Source organism: Saccharopolyspora sp. NPDC000359 (assembly GCF_040300525.1).
GTDB lineage: Bacteria > Actinomycetota > Actinomycetes > Mycobacteriales > Pseudonocardiaceae > Saccharopolyspora.
The window spans coordinates 84,162-103,279 of record NZ_JBEPDU010000014.1 but is presented as its reverse complement, the minus strand read 5'-3'; the positions used below and the strand labels follow the sequence as shown (position 1 = coordinate 103,279).

Below are 19,118 nucleotides of genomic sequence, written 5' to 3'. Positions count from 1 at the left end.
GGATCACTCCACGGTGGTGGGCGGCTCGGTCAGGAACGGGCGCAGCTCCAGCCACTCGTGGATGGGCTTACCCCCCGCCCCGGGGGCGGCGGAGAGCTCGGCGGCGAGTTCGAGGGCGCGCTCGTAGCTGTCGACGTCGATCACCATCCACCCGGCGATGAGGTCCTTGGTCTCGGCGAACGGGCCGTCGGTGACCGGCGGGCGCCCCTCGCCGTCGTACCGGACGAACGTCCCCTCCGGGGCGAGCGCCTGGCTGTCGACGAACTCGCCGGACTCCTCCAGCCGGGCGGCGAAGTCCCGCATGTACTGGACGTGCGCCGAGATCTCCTCCGGCGTCCACCGCTGCATCGGGACGTCGTTGACCGGCGCTGGGGCGCCGCGGTAGTGCTTGAGCAGCAGGTACTTGGCCATGGTGTCCTCCTCGGTGCTGGCGCGACCCCTCGTGGGCCACGTTCGCAGCTGGGGCGGAGCCGCACCCGCCACCTCGACACCGCTCGCCGAGATCCCCCCACACCTCACTCGATCGGAGTAATCGGCTCCGCTCCGCCGAGGACGGCGGCGACGTTGCGGGCGGCCAGCTCGGCCATCGCGGTGCGGGTCTCGACCGTCGCCGACCCCAGGTGCGGGACGACCACGACGTTGTCCAGCTCCAGCAGCGCGGGCTCGACCTCGGGTTCGCGCTCGAAGACGTCCAGGGCCGCACCGGCGATCCGGCCGCCGTGCAGCGCCTCCGCCAGCGCGCGCTCGTCGACCACCGGCCCGCGGCTGGTGTTGACCAGGAACGCGGTCGGCTTCATCGCCGCCAGCGCCCGCTCGTCGATGAGGTGGCGGGTCTGCTCGGTGAGCGGGCAGTGCAGGGACACCACGTCCGCGGTGCCCAGCAGCTCCTCCAACGGCAGGTACCGCGCGTCCAGCTCGGCCTCCACCTCGGCGGCGGCCCGGCGGCGGCCGGTGTAGGCGATGCCCATCCCGAACGCGCGGGCCCGGCGGGCGACGGCCTGCCCGATGTCGCCGAGGCCGACGATGCCGAGCGTCTTGCCCTGCAGGCCGGTGCCGAGCATGAAGCCGAGGTGGAAGGTCCAGGGCTCGCGGGCGCGCAGCAGCCGCTCACCCTCCCCGAGGCGGCGGGTGACCATCAGCAGCAACCCGAACGCGAGGTCGGCGGTCGCGTCGACCAGCACACCGGGGGTGTTGGTGACGGTGACGCCGCGCCCGGTCACCGCGGGCACGTCGATGTTGTCGTAGCCGACCGCGACGTTGGCGACCACCTGCAGCTGGTCCCCGGCGGCGGCGACCAGCTCGGCGTCCACCCGGTCGTGGAGCATGGTCACGACCGCGTGCGCACCTCGCACGGCCTCGTGCAACTCGGCGACCGCCAGCGGCCGGTCCTGGGAGCACACCTGCACGGTCCCGGCCCCGCGCAGCACCTCCACCGCCGACTCCGGCACCGCCCGGGTGACCACGATCCGCTTGTCCACCAACGACCTCCTCGCGACGATTCCGCTCGGAACCTACCCGCCCGGGCCGCCCCGCAGAACCAGCGCGGAACCGCTAGCCGCCGCGGATGATGTCGCGCAGCTTGGGCACCCGCTCGCCCAGCGTGCGCTCCGCGCCGCGACCGGTCGGCTGGTAGTAGTCGCGCCCCACCAACCCGTCCGGCGGGTACTGCTGGGCCAGCACGCCTTCGGGCCGGTCGTGCGGGTACTGGTAGCCCTGCGCGTGACCGAGCTTCTTCGCCCCCGAGTAGTGGCCGTCGCGCAGGTGCGGTGGCACCGCGCCGCCCTTCCCCGCCCGCACGTCGCCGAGGGCCGTGTCGATCGCCGTGGTCACCGCGTTCGACTTCGGCGCGGTGGCCAGGTGGATGGTGGCCTGCGCCAGCGCCAACCGCCCCTCCGGCATGCCGATGAACTGCACCGCGTGCGCGGCCGCGACGGCGGTCTGCAGCGCGGTCGGGTCGGCCATCCCGACGTCCTCGCTGGCGTGCACCACCAGCCGCCGCGCGATGAACCGCGGGTCCTCGCCCGCCTCGACCATCCGGGCCAGGTAGTGCAGCGCGGCGTCCACATCGGACCCGCGGATGGACTTGATGAACGCGCTGGCGATGTCGTAGTGCTGGTCGCCGCCCTTGTCGTAGAGCACCGCGGCGCGGTTCACGGTGGATTCGACGGTGTGCAGGTCGATGACCTCCGCGCCGGTCGAGCTCGCCGACTCCGCCGCGGCCTCCAGCGCGGTCAGCGCCCGCCGCGCGTCGCCGCCCGCCAGCGCCACCAGGTGGTCCTCGGCGTCCTCGGCCAGCCGCAGCTGCCCGCCCAGCCCGCGCTCCTCGGTGACCGCGCGGCGCACCAGCGTGCGGATGTCGTCGTCCTCGAGGCTGCGCAGCTGCAGCACCAGCGACCGCGACAGCAGCGGGGCGACCACCGAGAAGTACGGGTTCTCCGTGGTCGCCGCCACCAGCAGCACGGTGCGGTCCTCGACCGCGCCGAGCAGCGCGTCCTGCTGCGTCTTGGAGAAGCGGTGCACCTCGTCGATGAACAGCACGGTCGACTCACCGGAGCGGCCGAGGCGGCGCCGGGCCTCCTCGATGACCGCGCGCACCTCCTTCACCCCGGAGGACAGCGCGGACAGCGCGGCGAACCGGCGCCCGGTGGCCAGTGAGACGAGGTTGGCCAAGGTGGTCTTGCCGGTGCCGGGTGGGCCGTAGAGCAGCACCGATGCCGGGGCGCCGCCCTCCACCAAGCGGCGCAGCGGGGCGCCCGCGCCCAGCAGGTGCTGCTGGCCGACCACCTCGTCGAGCGAGCGGGGCCGCATCCGCGCCGCCAACGGCGCGTTCTCGGCCAACCGCTCGCCAGCGCGCTGCTCGGTGTCGGCGCCGAACAATCCCTCGTCGAACAGGCCCTCGCTCACACCTCGACGCTACCGGGCACATCCGCGGTCGTGAGCGGGGACGGTGGTAAGGACGACCACCCCCGCTCACGACTCGATCAGCGGGCCTGGGCTGGCAGGGCCACTTCGACGGTGCCGTCGCCGCGCCGCCGCTGCGCGGCCCAGTGCTCGACGGCCTGGTGGCAGGCCCGGTCGAGGTGGCGGACCATCGTCAGGTCCAGGTGCACGTGCTTGCCCGCGGGCAGCTGGTCGAGGTGGTCCAGCAGCCGCGGCAGCCGCAGGAAGGTCGCGTTGCCGCCCAGCTCGACGCGCACCTGCTCGTCACCGTGCTCGGCCTTGACCGACAGCCGGGACACCTCGATCGCGGTCTTGCCGATCGCGACGGCCAGACCGGTGAGGGTGCCGATGAGCAGGTCGGTGGCCACGATCATGCCCGCGGTGAGGACCAGCACGAACGCCTCGGAGCGGTGCTCGCGGACCAGCGCGGCGACCTGGCGCAGCTCCAGCAGCTTCCACCCGGCCTGGATCAGCAGGGCGGCGAGCACGGCCGTGGGGATGAAGGACAGCACGCCCGGCAGCAGCACGACGAACAGCAGCAGCCAGAAGCCGTGCAGCACGCGGGACAGCTTGGTCTTGGCCCCTGCCTGCAGGTTGGCCGAGCTACGCACGATCACCGCGGTCATCGGCAGGGCCCCGAACGCGCCGCAGACGGTGTTGCCGACGCCTTGGGCGACGAGCTCCTTGTTGTACTGGGTCTTGGGCCCGTCGTGCATGCGGTCCACGGCCGCGGCGCTGAACAGGCTCTCCGCCGAGGCGATCAGCGCGAAGGTCAGGACCGACCCGAGCACCGCCGGATTGAGCAGCAGGCCCCAGGCGGCGGTGTCCGGCGGGTTCAGCGCCGCCAGCAGCGACCCGACCTCCACCTTCTGCACCGGCAGCACCAGCAGCGCGGCCAGCGCGCTGGTCACCACCACGGCGGCGAGCGCGCCGGGCACCAGCCGTACCTTCTGCGGCATCTTCTTCCAGCAGGCCGTGACCAACAGCGCCAGCGCGGCCAGCAGCAGGCCGCTGCGGCCCTCCGGCGTGGTCACCACGGACAGGACCAGGTCTGGGATCCCGGCGAACTTCGCCACCGTGCTGTCGGGCTGGGCGAGCCCGCCGACCGGGTAGATCTGGCCGAGGATCAGCACCAGTCCGATCCCGGCCAGCATGCCCTGCACCACCGAGGGCGAGATCGCCCGGAACCAGGTGCCCAGGCGGCTGATGCCCAACACGATCTGCAGCACCCCGGCGCCGAGCACGATGACGCCGAGCGCGGCGAGCCCGTGCTGCTCCACCGCTGCGGCCACCAGCACGGTGAGCCCGGCAGCCGGGCCGCTGACCTGCATCGTGCTGCCGGGCAGCAGGCCGACCAGCAGCCCACCGACGATGCCGGTGACGATGCCCAGCTCGGCGGGCACCCCGGAGGCGACGGCCACGCCGACGCACAGCGGCACCGCCACCAGGAACACCACGAGCGAGGCGCCCAGGTCGGCGCCGAAGGTGGCCTTCGGCCACTGCGGGACGCCGGTCTTCCGGCGCTGGGAAGGAGTTTCGATTCGAGTCACAGTGCCCCTCCAAGGGCGGTTCGGTGGTTCTTCGGGGAAGCGGGTACCGCGCCGCGCACCCCGGGTGCGCGGCGTGGTGGGGAGGGCGAGCCCTACAGCGGCAGGAAGTCGGCGTCGTCCGCCTGCGGGCAGGTGTAGACCAGGCCGGTGTCGATCTCGTAGAACCAGCCGTGCAGGCGCAGCTCACCGGCGCTGAGCCGGTCGCGGATGAACGGGTACTCGCGCAGCGTGCGCAGCTGCTCCAAGATGTGCCCCTTGCTCTCCGAACGGACGCTGGGATCCTCCGGCTCCGAGCCGGTCAGGTGCCCGGTGCCCAGCCAGGTGCACAGCGCGGGGAGCTCCTCCAACCCGCGACCGGCGACGGTCCGCGCGGTGACCGCACCGCAGTGCGAGTGGCCGCAGACGATGATCTCCGGCACGCGCAGCACCAGCACCGCGTATTCGATGGTGGCCATTTCGCTGGAGGCCGAGTCCGGTGCGTATTTCGGCACCACGTTGCCCGCGGTTCGAAGTTCGAACAGGGTGCCCGGCTCCGCCCCGGTGATCTGGGACGGGATCACCCGGGAATCCGAGCAACCGATGAACAGCGCGGACGGTTTCTGCCCGGCGGCCAACTGCTGTCGGCGCGCTGCGGAAAGCGTGCTCGAGTGACGGCGAGCGTGTCGCACGAAATGTTCGAAGCTCATCAGGGTCTCCGTGTCGTCGGCATGGAAATGTCGGCGAACGGGACAGATCAGTGCCGGACCACCTGGAGCACGTCCGGAGAATGTTTAAGCTTCATGAAATCGTGGTACGGATCGCTCCCAGGATTTGGGAGGATTCTCGCCCGGGGGTGGTTCGCCAGCCCGGTGGCCGGTTGCAGCGCCTCGGGCAGCGGCGCCCGGCGCACTTCCACCCGAGCTCCGCACCGCCGGTTCGGCGTGATGCCGCTCAGCCGCTCGCGGAGCTTCTCGCTGGTCTCCTTGGTCTCGTTGGTCTCCGCGGGCGCGGTGCGCACCGGGGAGCAGCCCGACCCGGTCGCCTGCGCCGGACCCAGCACGGCGAGCACGACCGCGAGGAGCAGGAACAGGCCCGCCCTCGTGATCCGCCAGGCCCTGCCGTGCACTGAATCCTCCAGGAAATGAGCAGCTGGTTCCCCACCGACGTCGTCGACGGTAGAGGGGGGAAGTAGCGAAACGCTGAACCAAAGGTATCCGAAGACTGCCACCTGAGCGCAAGTCGCAGATCCCGCCCGCCCTGATCCCGAAACGAATGAAGATATGTTAATCGATCGTCCGCGACCTGGGAATTCACCCGGTTGCCGGGTGGACACCACGCCTTCCGCTGCGGTGCGTCAACACTGTTCGCTACAGAAAGTATCGGTGATGTGACGATCATTACCGCATCGAGTGCACGCGCGCGCCCGCTGAATATGCCATCGCCGAAACATGCCGGAAACATCTCCGTTCAGCGAACGCGGTAGTGGTAGCGGTGCGCGGTCCGGAATCCGGCTGCGGCGTAGAGCCGCCGCGCCCCGGGATTGCCCACCTCGACCTGCAGGAAGAGACGCGCGCCCAACGCGGACGCCCACCGGGCACCGGCCCGCAGGACCGCGCTGGCCACCCCGCGCCGCCGCCAGTCGGGATGCGTGGCCATCCCGTAGGCGCCGCACCAGCCACCGGACTCGGCGAACATGCCGACCCCGACCGGGGTCCCGTCCCGCAGCGCGATGGCGAACCGCACTGGCTCCGGCACCCGGTCCAGGCTCGGCTCCGGCGAACCGCCCACCGCCGCGACGGCGTCGAGCCAGCCCGAGCGCGGGTGCGCTTCGAGACGCACCTCGAACTCCCCCGCTGAACACGCGGCGGCCACCTGGTCGGCGTCGGCGAACATGACCTCGGTGGGCGAGCGGGACCGGTAACCCCGCTCCGCGAGCGCGGCGTCCAGCTCGGCGTGCTGCTCCAGTGGGCTGACCTGCACGATCGCCGCCGCGCCACGCGCCGCGTAGAACTGCTCCACCCGCTCGACACCGGCCAAGCCCCAGCCCTGCTCCGGCGGGAGCGCTGAGTTCGAACGCTTGCGCGCGAGCAGGTCGCAGTGCCGCAGGAGCCAGCCGTCCACCCGCTCCACCGTCGAGGACGGCCAGGTGGCGGCCGCCGCCCGCTCGATCTCCACGCCGAAGGACATCCCCACCGCCGATGCATATCATGCACAGTTCTTGATATGCATCCAAGCAGGCGCCACTGCGCCCACGCAATGCGCTTCCCGCGCAGGCGAGGGCGGTGCGGCGCTATTCGGTGCGGAACGCCGGGTAGGGCAGCAGGTGCAACGCGCCCGCGCCGAAGCGGTCGACCAGCGCGTCCACCACCTGGTCGGCGAACTCAGCGACGTCGTCCAGGTCAGCCGCCACCGCGTCGGCCCGCAGGTGCCGCCACCGGTCGACCAGCGCCGTGCTGCGGCGCGGCGAGGGCATGTGCATGTCGATGGGCCGGTCGAGCTCGCCGGTGCGCGGCAGGAACCACCAGGTGGACACCCAGACCCACAGCAGCTGGGCGTCGAACAACCGGGGCAGCAGCACCTCGTCGTCGTCCAGCTCCGGCCACACCTCGACGATCTCCGAGCGCCAGGTGGACAGCATGCTCTCGGCGAGGTTGTCCGGCAGCGCGTACGAGCACCACGACGACGGGAACGGGTACTGCAGGTACGCCGCGTCCATCGCGACGTCGCGCACGCAGCCCCACTCGAAGTCCAGGAACCGCACCCCGCTGCTCCCGGTCACCAGGCTGTTGTCCGGGCAGATGTCCGACGGACTGAAGGCCCGGTACCGGCTCGAGCGCAGCAGCTCGGTCGCCGAGGTGAGCCGCTCGACCATGCCCGGCGAGGTGTCCACCCCCAGGACCTGGCTGAGCAGTTCCGGCAGCTCGGACACCGAGCGCACGATGTCGTCGGCCACCGGGTCGGTCCACGACTTGGCGCCCAGCCGCCGCATCAGCGCGTCGAAGTCGGCCTCGCAGCCCGCGGTGGTGCTGTGCAGCCGCCCGAGCGCCCGCGCCCACGCCAGCAGCGCGCGCTCGGCGACCCGGGAGTCGTCGGCGAACAGGACGTCCGCCAGCGTGGAGCCGCGCCCGAGGTCCTCGAGCACCAGCAGGCGCTCGGCCGCGTCGTGGGCGATGAGCTCGGGGCCGACGCGCGCCTCCGGCGGCAGCGCCGTGGTGAGCTGGCAGCTCGCCGCCTCGTGCGCGAACGGGTCGGACCGGGCTTCCGACGGGCACTCGCCGTAGTGCTTGACCACGACGGTCCTGGGCAGCTCGAAGGGCGACTCGGCGATCCGCACCCGCATGACTACCGAGCGGTCGCTTCCGCCGAGGTCCTCGGCATCGGCAAGTCGGACCGGTGCTCCGGTCCGCTTGCTCAGCACAGCTTCCGCGGTCCCGACGGTGTCAGTCGCCTCGGTGCGGACCGGGACGCGAACCTCCGGGGGGCCGGTGGTGATCTCCACGCTCATCGTCTCCAGACACTACCCCCACAACATGAACCCGAGCTGCCATAACCGGTCAAGTGACACACAACCGGTCAGCAGTCGTAATCGCAGCGTGTTCGCCGGTGGACAGTCCTCCGCCACTCCCGCGGCGGTCGACCGACCCCTGCGCACTCCCCCCTCGTGTTGGACGGAACCGCGTGCCGCCCACGTTGCACGGCGGCCGCGGTCCCTCCTACAGCAATTCCCGCTCAGGCGCTCCGCCACTCCGCCACGCCGGGGAAAACACGGCCGAAACTCCGCGAGTTGCGCCACACCGGCATGTCACGGGCTCCACGGCACGAGCTACCCACACCGGATGAGGATCATCGAACCCGGCGAGGGCGGAGGGTGACGGCCCCGCCCGCGAGGTCCACCCGGCCAGCACCCGATCGGGGCGCTCGGCCGGGCGGACCACCCGGAAGTGCGGCACGTCGCGCCGCCGGTCAGCCCTGCTTCTCCACCACACCGGGCGGGAACACCGAGATGCTCTGGTCACCGACCTGCGCGGCGGGCTTGGCGTCGATGCCCGCCTCCTTGCGCTGCTCGATGGTGATCGGGGACGGCGCCCCGGTCAGCGGGTCGAACCCGCCGCCGCTCTTCGGGAAGGCGATGACGTCGCGCAGCGAGTCCGCCCCGGCCAGCAGCATGCAGATCCGGTCCCAGCCGAAGGCGATGCCGCCGTGCGGCGGCGGGCCGAACTTGAACGCCTCCAGCAGGAAGCCGAACTTGTCCTGCGCCTGCTCCTGGGAGATGCCCAGGAGTTCGAACACCCGCTCCTGCACGTCCGAGCGGTGGATGCGGATCGAGCCGCCGCCGATCTCGTTGCCGTTGCAGACGATGTCGTAGGCCCAGGCCAGCGCGTTCGCCGGGTCCTGCTCGAACTTGTCCACCCACTCCGCGTTCGGCGAGGTGAACGGGTGGTGCACCGCGGTCCAGCGGCCGCTGCCGACCGCCACGTCGTCGGACTCGTCGACCGGCTCGAACATCGGGGCGTCGACGACCCACACGAACGACCAGGCGTCGTGGTCAATCAGGCCGCAGCGCTCACCGATCTCCAACCGGGCCGCGCCGAGCAGGCCGCGGGCCGCCGAGCGCTGGCCAGCGGCGAAGAACACGCAGTCACCGGGGTTGGCGCCCACGGCCTTGGCCAGCCCTTCCCGCTCGGACTCGGAGAGGTTCTTGGCGACCGGGCCGGACAGCGTGCCGTCCTCGCCGATCAGCACGTAGGCCAGGCCCTTGGCCCCGCGCTGCTTGGCCCACTCCTGCCAGGCGTCGAGCTGGCGCCGCGGCTGGCTCGCGCCGCCCGGCATCACCACGGCACCCACGTACGGGGCCTTGAACACCCGGAACGGGGTGTCCTTGAAGTACTCGGTCATCTCGGTCAGCTCGAGGCCGAAGCGCAGGTCCGGCTTGTCGCTGCCGTACTTGGCCATCGCCTCGGCGTAGGTGATCCGGGGGATCGGGCGCGGGATCTCGTGGTCGGCGAGCTTGCTCCACAGCGCGGCCAGGACCTCTTCGCCCAGCTCGAGGACGTCGTCCTGCTCGACGAAGCTCATCTCGATGTCGAGCTGGGTGAACTCCGGCTGCCGGTCGGCGCGGAAGTCCTCGTCGCGGTAGCAGCGCGCGATCTGGAAGTACCGCTCCAGGCCGCCGACCATGAGCAGCTGCTTGAACAGCTGCGGCGACTGCGGCAGCGCGTACCAGTTGCCGGGCTGCAGGCGGGCCGGGATCAGGAAGTCCCGCGCGCCCTCCGGCGTCGAGCGGGTCATGGTCGGCGTCTCGACCTCGACGAAGTCGCGGTCGTGCAGGACGTCCCGCGCGATGCGGTTGATCTCGCTGCGCATCCGCATGGCCCGGGCCGGCTCGGCGCGGCGCAGGTCCAGGTAGCGGTGCTTGAGCCGGACCTCCTCGCCGACCTCCAGGTGCTCGTCCAGCGGGAACGGCAGCGGCGCGGACTCGGAGAGCACCACCAGCTCGGTGGCGGTCACCTCGATCTCGCCGGTGGCGATCTCCGGGTTCTCGTTGCCCTCGGGGCGGCGGACCACCTCGCCGGTCACCTGGACGCAGAACTCGGAGCGCAGCCGGTGGGCCCGCTCAGCCATCTCACCCTCGCGGAAGACGACCTGGGCGACGCCCGAAGCGTCGCGCAGATCGATGAAGATGACCCCGCCGTGATCGCGACGGCGCGCCACCCACCCGGCGAGGGTGACGGTCTGCCCGGCATGACCGGCGCGCAGCGATCCGGTCTCGTGCGTGCGCATCACGGGTACTGAGCTCCTTCTTCCGCTGTTGCAGCGTTTCGACGGCAGTAGCTTCTGGTCTTCGCCGGCACTGCCGGGACCGCGCGGCACACGGGCTCAGCAGGCAGGACGCAGGCCCTCAAGGCTAGCCAACGAGCCCCGGCGCACGCCCGGCAGGTGCCGCGCGTCCCGCCCTGGCAGCGCAGTGTCACCAGCTGCGGCGGGCCGCCGTCCGGGCGCCCTGCGAGGTTCGCCCGTTCGCCCGTTCGCCACAGCGGCACCAAATGGTCGATACCAATTTCGACGTGGATGAGTGAAGATTCACCTGTTTCGAAGCACCGACCACGATCAGGCAACGGCATTGTTCGGCAAGCCGGAGGACGGAGGTCTGAATACCAGCTTAAGCCAACCCTGTTCCGACTTTAGTTGGAGACGCCAACCGGAACTCGGTCGTTGCGGATCACAGATCCACTGATTAGCGTAAGTTCGGATTCGGCGGACACGAGGAGTAACGATGATCGGCCCGAAAACGGAGGCCCGCCCCACCGCGCAACCGACCGTCCGGACAGCGCAACCCGGGACGAACGCGCTGTCGGCCGAACTCGCCGAACTGCTGCGCACCGGGCCGTTCGAGGTCGCCCTGCGCACAGCGATCCGAGCCAGTCGGCTGAGCCTGGAGCGCATCCAGCACCGGTTGCGCGCCCGCGGCACCCCGGTCAGCATCACGGCGCTGAGCTACTGGCAGTCCGGCCGACGCCGCCCGGAGCGCCCCGACTCGCTGCTCGCGCTCCAGCAGCTGGAGCAGGTCCTGGGCGTGCCGGAGAACTCGCTGTCCGCGCTGCTCGGCCCGCCGCGGCCGCGCGGCCGCACCCGCCAGGCCCCGGCCGAGGCCCCGCCGCTGAGCGCGCTGTGGTCGGAGAACGAGTCGGCCGCCGAGCTGCTCACCAAGATCGACACCAGCCACGACAGCAAGCTGGCGCGGCTCAGCCACCACGACGTGGTGCACGTCGACCAGCGCGGTGAGCTGCGCAAGATCCGCACCCGCAAGCTGGTCCGGGCCGAGACCAACGGCGTGGACCGCTGGGTGATCATGTTCGACGGCGCCTCGTCCGGCGAGAACCCGCCGATCATCCGGCCGATCCGGTCCTGCCGGCTCGGCCAGGTGCTCACCGACCACGCCCGTGACCTGGTGGTCGCCGAGCTGCTGTTCGACCGCGCGCTGGCGCGCGGCGAGACGATGCTGCTGGAGTACGAGATCATCGACCCGCCGACCGGGCCGAACGAGGTCGAGCACAGCTTCTGCCGGCTGTTCCGGCTCCCGGTGCGGCAGTACGTGGCGGAGCTGCAGTTCGACCCCGCGCACCCGCCGGTCCGCTGCGAGAGCTACGTCGGCGACTCCACCACGCAGGAGGTGGAACCTCCGAAGCCGCTGACCGTGGACCGGTTCGGCCGCACCCACGCGGTGGCACTCGACTTCGGGATGGGTGTCTTCGGCGTCCGGTGGCAACCCGAGGACCAGCTGGGGTGCAGCTCGTCCTCCCGCACCACCGCCCGATAAAGGGAAGCGACAAAACAGTCAGGTGCGGAGCGTGACTAAATATTCGACGATGTTGGTTGAATACCGAACCACATCGTCGAATTTTTAACCTCCGAGAAACAGCAGGCGAAGTTCCGCGACAAGCAGCATTCCGCGCCATTGCGCGAACTGCTAGTCGAAAATGATGTGCATCTGCATTGCGCGGTGATCCGCCCATCGCGGCGCGGCCACTCGGCCCAGGCCGAGCAGCCGCCACCAGACCCCAGCCCCTGGCCGCCCCCGGCCGGAGCCGGGGGCACGGGGCTACTCCACCAACACCGCCAACGACGCTTCGAACCGCGCCCGCTGCTCCTGCGGGGTCCGGGCGGCCGCGTACTGCAGGACGACGGGCCCGCGGTGGAAGGCATCTGGGCCGAACCGCTCGGCGAACCGCGCCGCCGCGGACTCGTCGGCGAAGGACAGCACCGACACCACGTCGGTCGTGATCAGCTGCTCGCACCCCAGCTGCGGGCAGTTCCGCGCCGTGTTGTCCCGCGGGTTCGGCAGCTCCAGGCCGTCGCGCACGAACTGGTCGACGACACGCTGCGCTGCGGGCCCCGAACTCCCGCAGGCCGCCAACACCAGACCCGCCCCGAGCAGGGCCGCGGTCAACCACCGCATCACTTGATCCTCGCTTCAGAAGCCGGGGCAGCCCTGTGCTGCCCCACCGACCATTGATCGCGAACTGGGGGCAACCGGTTATCCGGCGAACGGGTGAACCGGTGCCGCCAGTCCCCGGCCCCGGTGCGGCAACGCAGCCGCCTCCCGGTGCGCCGGTTGATCAAGCCGGTACCAGCAGGCGGAGCGCGAGGACGGTGATCAGGGCGCTCGAGAGCATGGCGGTGATGAGTCGCCCGCGCCTGCCGGTCAGGACGCGGCCGAGCAGCGCACCACCACTGGCGAGAAGCAACTGCTAGCTGGCCGACGCCGCGAAGGGAGCGAGGACGAACACGACCTGCTCCCAGTGGCCAGGTGCCGCCGTGGCTTGGTTGCCGAGCACGAGAGCCGCGAAGTAGACCACGGCTGCGCGTCGGAACCGTCCGGGGCGAAGGCCTGCTGGTCCGGACCGCGGGCCCCGCACCAGCGCCAGACGGCGGAGAAGCAGGGCTGCCGCGACCGATGGGCTTCGCCCACACCGGCTGCCCGCGTATCGGTCTCCCTGAGCGCAGTCGCCCCGCGCCGCACCGTGGGTGCAGGCGACGCGGGGCGGCTGTCCACCGGCGCCGAGCGCTTCCCCCACTCGGACTCCGGATGCGTGCATTCGGAGCACGCATCCTTCATACTAGAACACGTGTTCGATCAACGGCACCCGGAGCCCCCGTGGAAGCGAGGCGATGACCGGCTGATCACTCCGCCGCGGCCGGTGTGGGTGAACCTGGCGGCACTCTTCCCCGCACCTGAGCAGCTCAACCCTTGCTCGACCGGGTGGGACCTCCAGGCCGAGGTCCCCGGCAAGCAGACGGCGTGGCGGCGCACCGCGCTCGGCGACTGGGTCGCCTCCGTGACGTTCACGGTCCACCGCGGCGACGGCACCAGCGGGGGCGTGCCGCTGTCCATGTGGGTACCACCCGGGGCGATCCGACTGCGCCACGACGCCCCCGCCCGGAAGGACCAGGAGGGCCCCGCACCTGAGTTCTGACCCCGCCGCAGGCGCGCGCTGGACACCGCGTCAGCGCATCGTCCGATGTGGACGTTTCGTGACCACCAGCGCCGAACTCGAACGCAGCGCAGACAATTGGTCAGCAGGGTTCCCCCATCGCCTGAACCAAAGCGCCACGCCGAGACCTGATCGATTTCGCCGGTAGATCAGTGCGATCCACACGCGCAATGCTCCCGCCCACACCCCGTTCGGGGCGCATCACAGCAGGGAGAGTTGGCGGGCTTGGTCGCGTTCTGCGTCGGACTGCGGCGGATCGGGTTGTTGGGTTCGGAAGTTGCCTGGGCGCTGCGGTCTCACCAGCCCGTGGCGGCGCTTGGCCTGCTCCACCCGGTCGACCACCTCGCGCTGGTACGCCTTGGGCGCGTAGGCGCCGTTGCGGTACAGGCGCTCGTGGAGCGGCAGCAGGTCGGGGCGTTCGCGGCTGAGCCAGGCGTGGTACCACTCCCGCGCCCCTGGCCGCAGGTGCAGCACCAGCGGCGTGATGCTCGCAGCCCCGGCCGCGACCAGCTCGCGCACCGTGGCGTCGATCTGCTCCGGGCCGTCGCTGAGGCCGGGCAGGATCGGCGCCATCAGCACCGAGCAGCCGATCCCCGCGTCGGCGAACCTCCGCACGACGTCGAGGCGCCGCAGCGGCGACGGCGCACCCGGCTCGACAGCACGCCACAGCTGCTCGTCGACCGAGCCCACCGACACCGCCACCGACACCGGCGCCACCTCGGCGGCCTGCACGACCAGGTCGAGGTCACGCAGGATCAACGTGCCCTTGGTCAGGATCGAGAACGGGTTCGCGCGGTCCCGCAGCGCCGCGATGATCTCCCGCATCAACCCGTAGCGCCCCTCGGCCCGCTGGTACGGATCGGTGGTGGTGCCCATCGCGATCGGCTCACCGCACCACCTCGGCGAAGACAGCTCCTTGCGCAACAACGCCCCGGCGTTGACCTTCACCACGATCTTGCTGTCGAAGTCGTGCCCCGCGTCCAGGTCCAGGTACGTGTGGGTCCGACGCGCGAAGCAGTACCGGCACGCGTGGCCGCAGCCCCGGTACGGGTTGATGGTCCAGCCGAAGGGGACGGCGGACTCGCCGGGGACCCGGTTGATGATCGACTTCGCATGGACCTCGATCGCGTAGGCGTCCTCGGTGCCCGCTTCGATCGGCACCGGGTCCGGTGAGCGCAGCCCCGCGCGGCCGCTGCCGCGGACCGGTTCCGGCAGCCCGAGCGGGAGCGCGGCCTCCTCCACGGGCGGGCTGGTTCGCTGGCGTTCCCATCGCATGACCCTACTCGAACACAGTTTCGACCACCTGTCGAGCCGCGTTCCCCCACATCAACCGATCGGGGAACGGCCCATCCTCCAGACCACGGCCGCCGGGCGTCGGTACGCTCCGCGCATGCCCGCCGACGCGCCGACGATCCTCGCCACCTCCGGAGGTTTCCGGGCCTCCGCCCGACTGCCCTGGGAGGTCGGCCCGCTGACCCGATACGCCGTCGAGCTCGCCGGCGTCACCGGTCGGGCCCCGCGGGTGTGCTTCCTCGGGACCGCGTGCGGCGACGACGGCCGGCTGATCTCGACCTTCTACGACAACGCGTGGCGCGAGGGGTGGTCGGCCAGCCACCTCTCGTTGTTCCCGATGCCGAACGTCGACGATCCGCGCGAGCACCTGCTCGCCCAGGACGTGGTGTGGGTCTGGGGCGGCAGCGTCGCCGGATTGCTGGCCATGTGGCGGCTGCACGGGCTCGACTCCGCGTTCCGCGAGGCGTGGGCAGCCGGTGTCGTCCTCACCGGGGTCTCGGCCGGGTCGATCTGCTGGCACACCGGCGGCACCACCGACTCGTTCGGCCCCGCCCTGCGACCAGTCACCAACGGCCTCGGACTGCTCCCGTGGTCCAACGGCGTCCACCACGACAGCGAGCGGCAGCGCCGACCGCTGTTCCAGTCCCTCGTCGCGGACGGGACCCTGCCTCCCGGGTACGCGACCGATGACGGAGTCGGCCTGCTCTACCGGGGGACCGAGTTGGTCGAAGCCCTGGGCGAGAAGGAGCGCGCAGGTGCCTACCGGGTGGAGCGCTCCGCCGACGGCACCGCCGTCGAAACCCGCCTGGACGTCCGGCGGATCTGACCTGGCGTCCGGCGCGGGCGGTGGTCGCTGCGCCGCTGGTGCCCTCTCCGGAGGACTCCGATCGGGCAGTCCGCATAATTGCCCGGTGACCGAGCGCCCTCCTGCTGCCGAGCCGCCCGCGTCCGGTGGCGGCCACCGCGCCCGCCGCCGCCCGACCAGCCCGGATCGGCGCCCCACCAGCGGCCACGGTCATGGGCACGGGCACGGACCGGCAGACCCGGCGTCCAAGCAGGTCAAGCGCTTGCTCGCGATCGCGCTGGTGCCGTTCGCGCTGGCCGCCATCGTCGGGGTGCTGCTGCTGCACCCCTTCGGCCACGAGCAGCGCACCGGGGCGGACCTCGGGTTCGGCCAGCACCCGGTCAACGGCGAGGTCCTCTCCGCGGTCAGGGGCTCCTGCACCGCGGACGCGCCGGGCCAGGACGACTGCGTGGTCCTCGACGTGCGGATGCAGGACGGGCCCCGGCCCGGGGAGGGCATCGAGCAGGTGGTGCCCACCGACCCGGGAAGCCCGCGGTTCGCCGTCGGCGACCAGGTGGTGCTCAGCTACTCCGGGGCCGACGCCCACGACCCGAGCTCCTACCAGGTCGTCGACTTTCAGCGCGGCACCCCGCTGCTGGTGCTGGCGCTGGTGTTCGCCGCGGCGGTGCTGGTGCTCGGCAGGTGGCAGGGCTTGTCCGCGCTGATCGCGCTCGGGTTGAGCCTCGTGGTGCTGGTCGGCTTCGTGCTGCCCGCCGTGCTGGCCGGGGAGGACCCGCTGCTGGTGGCGGTCGTCGGCGCCGGGTTGATCATGTTCATCGCGCTCTACCTCACCCACGGCTTCTCCGCGCGGACCTCCACGGCGGTCCTGGGCACCATGCTGAGCCTGGCGCTGATCGGCGTGCTCAGCGCGGTGTTCGCGGCCGCCACCAAACTCACCGGGCTCGACGAGGACACCTCCAGCCTGATCGGCCTGATCGGCGCGCCGATCGATGCCCGCGGGCTGCTGCTGGCCGGGGTCGTGATCGGCGCGCTGGGCGTGCTCGACGACGTCACCGTGACCCAGACCAGCGCGGTCTGGGAGCTGCGGAAGGCCAACCCGTCGCTGACCTGGCGGCAGCTCTACTCCTCCGGCCTGCAGATCGGCCGCGACCACGTGTCCTCCGCGGTGAACACGCTGGTCCTGGCCTACGCCGGGACGGCGCTGCCGATGTTGATGGCCTACGCGCTGTCCGGGCGGAGCTTCGGCGAGATCGTCAGCTCGCAGGCCGTGGCGCAGGAAGTGGTGCGAACCCTGGTCGGCAGCATCGGTCTCGTCGCGGCGGTGCCGATCACCACGGCGATCGCCGCAGCGGTCGCCGTTCGCGAACCCGCCGCGGGCCCGCACCGGACATCGGTGGCCGACCGGGTCGAGCGAGCCGCCGCCACCAGCGCCGAGAGCCCCACCCTCCGCAGACGACCCCCTCCCCCGCACCGCCCACCAGGCAGGGTCCAACGCCCGGAGAACCCTCCCCCAGGCCGGGGACGTCAGGGGTCAACCGGGTGACACCGTCCAGGGCCGGGAACTCGCGGGCACGCGACCTCAATGGAGGTCGGGTGGGCGATTCCGTGGGAATCGGAAGCGGATCGCATCCAGTGGCGGGGTCGCGTCACCGGCCGAGCTCCGCGACGAACTTGGACACCGCGTCGGGGTTGAGGCGCTGGGCCACCCGCCCCTGGGGAGCCGCCGACGCCAGGACGTACAGCGGGCGCTGCGGAGGCGCGTCGCCCCGGGCTTCCGAGCGCAGCTGCTCCACGATCAGCTGCGAGAGGACCAGCGCACGCGTGTCGGCGTTGGCGGCCAGGGTGTCCGCCAAGCGGCGCAGCGCGTAGATGCCCAGCTCGCGACCGCCGGTCCCGGCGTACATGGCCAGCGAGACGCTGATCGCCTTGCCCTTGGGCGGGCCGCCCACCAGCAGGTTCACCGTGCGCGCGCCGCGCAGGTCGGTGACGAACAGGTCGAGCCGGTTCGCCTCCTTCAGCGACACCACCCGGGTGCCCAGCGCGCGGGCGATCACCTGCCCGTCGCGCAGGGACAGCGTCTTGCGGGACTCGACCAGCGCGAGCAGCAGCAGCGGGACGCCCACGATCGCCGCCGCGGTCGCGAACCCCGCGCCACCCGCGAACAGGCCCACGATGCCGCCGAACGCGGCCGCCACGAGGACGGCCGCGATCACGATGTTGCGCGCCCGGGTCCGGACCGTCCTGCGGTCCAGCAAGTCGAGCGAGACGGACTCGGCTTCGCTCATCTGGGCTGCTCCGCAACGGCCGCGCGGACCTCGCCAACCAGGTCGTCCAGCGCCACCGGGCGCTGCTCGCCGCTGGCCAGCTCCTTGAGCTGCGCGGTCCCGGCCTCGATGTCGCGCTCGCCGAGCACCAGCGCGTACCGCGCGCCGGAGCGGTCGGCGGCCTTCATCGCGCCCTTGAGCCCCTTGCCGCCGTAGGCCACGTCAACGCGGACACCCGCCGCCCGGAGTCCGCCCGCCGCAGCGACCAGCCGGCGCTTGGCGGCTTCACCCATCGGCACGCAGTAGACGTCGCAGCGGGCCGGGTCGCCGACCGCCAGGCCTTCGGCCTGGCAGGCCAGCAGGGTTCGGTCCACGCCGAGCCCGAACCCGACGCCGGACAGCTCCTGGCCCCCGAGCTCGGCCATCAGCCCGTCGTAGCGGCCACCACCGCCGATACCGGACTGCGCGCCGAGCCCGTCGTGCACGAACTCGAAGGTCGTCTTCGTGTAGTAGTCCAGACCGCGCACCAGCCGCGGGTTCTCCACGAACTGCACGCCGAGGTCGACCAGGTGCGCCTTGACCTGCTCGTAGTGCTCCTTGGCCGCCTCGGACAGGTGGTCGACCATCAGCGGCGCGTCGGCGACCGCCTCCCGCACCTCGGGCCGCTTGTCGTCGAGCACCCGCAGCGGGTTGAGCTCGGCGCGGCGGCGGGTCTCCTCGTCCAGCGGCAGGCCGCGCAGGAACTCCTGGAGCTTGGCGCGGTAGGCCGGGCGGCAGGTGCTGTCGCCGAGCGAGGTGATCTCGATGCGGTGCCCGGTCAGGCCCAGCCGCCGGTAGCCCTCGTCGGCGATCGCGATGACCTCGGCGTCCAGCGCCGGGTCGTCGATGCCGATGGCCTCCACACCGAGCTGCTGCAGCTGCCGGTAGCGCCCGGCCTGCGGCCGCTCGTAGCGGAAGAACGCACCGCTGTAGTACAGCTTCACCGGCAGCTGGCCGCGGTCCAGGCCGTGCTCGATGACCGACCTGGTCACGCCCGCGGTGCCCTCCGGCCGCAGCGTCACGGACCGGCCGCCGCGGTCAGCGAAGGTGTACATCTCCTTGCTCACGACGTCGGTGGACTCGCCGACGCCGCGGGCGAACAGGGAGGTCTCCTCGAACAGCGGCAGCTCGATGTAGCCGTAGCCCGCGCGGCGGGCGGCGTCGGCCAGGGTGTCGCGGACCGCCAGGAAGCCCGCCGACTCCGGCGGGTAGTACTCCGGGATGCCCTTGGGTGCGGTGAACGTGCTCATGGGTG

Annotated in this window: 17 protein-coding genes; 4 read left to right on the top strand and 13 right to left on the bottom strand. The window is 71.7% G+C overall.

The window, feature by feature from the left end; genetic code table 11:
* Nucleotides 1-3: 3 nt before the first annotated feature.
* The 9 genes from ABT324_RS11995 to aspS form a co-directional block, all read right to left on the bottom strand.
* Complete coding sequence (locus ABT324_RS11995; RefSeq protein ID WP_351175309.1) at nucleotides 4-411, bottom strand: YciI family protein; 408 nt, start codon at nucleotides 409-411, stop codon at nucleotides 4-6.
* Between the two features lie 104 nt (nucleotides 412-515).
* Nucleotides 516-1,478, bottom strand: coding sequence for a 2-hydroxyacid dehydrogenase (locus ABT324_RS11990; RefSeq protein WP_351175307.1), 963 nt, complete (start codon nucleotides 1,476-1,478; stop codon nucleotides 516-518).
* A 73-nt stretch (nucleotides 1,479-1,551) separates the two neighbouring features.
* Complete coding sequence (locus ABT324_RS11985; RefSeq protein ID WP_502949728.1) at nucleotides 1,552-2,904, bottom strand: replication-associated recombination protein A; 1,353 nt, start codon at nucleotides 2,902-2,904, stop codon at nucleotides 1,552-1,554.
* A gap of 77 nt (nucleotides 2,905-2,981) precedes the next feature.
* A complete protein-coding gene (locus tag ABT324_RS11980) occupies nucleotides 2,982-4,490 on the bottom strand; it encodes a SulP family inorganic anion transporter (protein WP_351175305.1) in 1,509 nt (502 codons plus the stop codon).
* A 92-nt stretch (nucleotides 4,491-4,582) separates the two neighbouring features.
* On the bottom strand, nucleotides 4,583-5,176 hold the full coding sequence (locus ABT324_RS11975; RefSeq protein WP_351175303.1) for a carbonic anhydrase: 594 nt from the start codon (nucleotides 5,174-5,176) through the stop codon (nucleotides 4,583-4,585).
* A gap of 47 nt (nucleotides 5,177-5,223) precedes the next feature.
* Complete coding sequence (locus ABT324_RS11970) at nucleotides 5,224-5,595, bottom strand: hypothetical protein (RefSeq protein ID WP_351175301.1); 372 nt, start codon at nucleotides 5,593-5,595, stop codon at nucleotides 5,224-5,226.
* Nucleotides 5,596-5,936: 341 nt separating this feature from the next.
* A complete protein-coding gene (locus ABT324_RS11965; protein ID WP_351175379.1) occupies nucleotides 5,937-6,656 on the bottom strand; it encodes a GNAT family N-acetyltransferase in 720 nt (239 codons plus the stop codon).
* A 103-nt stretch (nucleotides 6,657-6,759) separates the two neighbouring features.
* The gene (locus ABT324_RS11960; protein ID WP_502949730.1) at nucleotides 6,760-7,968 is read right to left on the bottom strand and encodes a phosphotransferase family protein; all 1,209 of its coding nucleotides are present in this window, start codon (nucleotides 7,966-7,968) and stop codon (nucleotides 6,760-6,762) included.
* A gap of 464 nt (nucleotides 7,969-8,432) precedes the next feature.
* Complete coding sequence (gene aspS, locus ABT324_RS11955; RefSeq protein ID WP_351175297.1) at nucleotides 8,433-10,253, bottom strand: aspartate--tRNA ligase; 1,821 nt, start codon at nucleotides 10,251-10,253, stop codon at nucleotides 8,433-8,435.
* 490 nt (nucleotides 10,254-10,743) lie between these two features.
* Here aspS and ABT324_RS11950 point away from each other — a divergent pair, with 490 nt between their 5' ends.
* Nucleotides 10,744-11,787, top strand: coding sequence for a hypothetical protein (locus ABT324_RS11950; protein ID WP_351175295.1), 1,044 nt, complete (start codon nucleotides 10,744-10,746; stop codon nucleotides 11,785-11,787).
* A 282-nt stretch (nucleotides 11,788-12,069) separates the two neighbouring features.
* Here ABT324_RS11950 and ABT324_RS11945 read toward each other — a convergent pair whose 3' ends face one another.
* A complete protein-coding gene (locus ABT324_RS11945) occupies nucleotides 12,070-12,426 on the bottom strand; it encodes a hypothetical protein (RefSeq protein ID WP_351175293.1) in 357 nt (118 codons plus the stop codon).
* A gap of 670 nt (nucleotides 12,427-13,096) precedes the next feature.
* Between ABT324_RS11945 and ABT324_RS11935 the strand changes: the two genes are divergently transcribed.
* Entirely contained in the window at nucleotides 13,097-13,444 is a 348-nt protein-coding gene (locus ABT324_RS11935) for a hypothetical protein (protein WP_351175291.1), read from the top strand.
* A gap of 219 nt (nucleotides 13,445-13,663) precedes the next feature.
* Here ABT324_RS11935 and ABT324_RS11930 read toward each other — a convergent pair whose 3' ends face one another.
* Nucleotides 13,664-14,737, bottom strand: a complete 1,074-nt coding sequence (locus ABT324_RS11930) for an Rv2578c family radical SAM protein (protein WP_351175289.1) — start codon at nucleotides 14,735-14,737, stop codon at nucleotides 13,664-13,666.
* A 115-nt stretch (nucleotides 14,738-14,852) separates the two neighbouring features.
* Between ABT324_RS11930 and ABT324_RS11925 the strand changes: the two genes are divergently transcribed.
* Both ABT324_RS11925 and ABT324_RS11920 read left to right on the top strand, forming a co-directional pair.
* The gene (locus ABT324_RS11925) at nucleotides 14,853-15,581 is read left to right on the top strand and encodes a Type 1 glutamine amidotransferase-like domain-containing protein (RefSeq protein ID WP_351175287.1); all 729 of its coding nucleotides are present in this window, start codon (nucleotides 14,853-14,855) and stop codon (nucleotides 15,579-15,581) included.
* An 85-nt stretch (nucleotides 15,582-15,666) separates the two neighbouring features.
* Nucleotides 15,667-17,103 (top strand): YibE/F family protein, encoded by a 1,437-nt coding sequence (locus ABT324_RS11920; RefSeq protein WP_351175285.1) that lies wholly within the window; start codon nucleotides 15,667-15,669, stop codon nucleotides 17,101-17,103.
* 103 nt (nucleotides 17,104-17,206) lie between these two features.
* Here ABT324_RS11920 and ABT324_RS11915 read toward each other — a convergent pair whose 3' ends face one another.
* Both ABT324_RS11915 and hisS read right to left on the bottom strand, forming a co-directional pair.
* Nucleotides 17,207-17,845 (bottom strand): hypothetical protein, encoded by a 639-nt coding sequence (locus ABT324_RS11915; RefSeq protein ID WP_351175283.1) that lies wholly within the window; start codon nucleotides 17,843-17,845, stop codon nucleotides 17,207-17,209.
* Entirely contained in the window at nucleotides 17,842-19,113 is a 1,272-nt protein-coding gene (hisS, locus tag ABT324_RS11910; protein WP_351175281.1) for a histidine--tRNA ligase, read from the bottom strand. The genes ABT324_RS11915 and hisS overlap by 4 nt, the downstream gene beginning before the upstream one ends.
* Between the last annotated feature and the right edge of the window lie 5 nt (nucleotides 19,114-19,118).